Here is a 231-nt window from a genome sequence, read left to right on the forward strand (position 1 = left end):
ATCCTGAACATAAATTTTTTTCTCCTGATCCCGGGAAAAGGCCAGGCTGAGCTGGCTGAGAAAGCCCTCCTCGCGCATTGCCAGCAGCTCATCGCGATAATAGAAATCGGTTTCGGCATGCTGCTCACCGAAGAACAGCCAGTTGCGGCCGCTATCTCCCCGCGCGCGGCGCTCGTGCAGAAAGCCGCGAAACGGCGCAACTCCGGTTCCAGGCCCAACCATTATCATGGG

At 57.6% G+C, this 231-nt stretch carries 1 pseudogene; it reads right to left on the reverse strand.

Annotated elements, in window-relative coordinates:
* A pseudogene (locus tag HWD93_RS18955) lies at nt 1-231 on the reverse strand (sulfite reductase subunit alpha); the annotation flags it as partial.

The organism is Curtobacterium sp. C2H10, assembly GCF_025407985.1.
In the GTDB taxonomy this organism is placed as follows: domain Bacteria; phylum Actinomycetota; class Actinomycetes; order Actinomycetales; family Microbacteriaceae; genus Curtobacterium.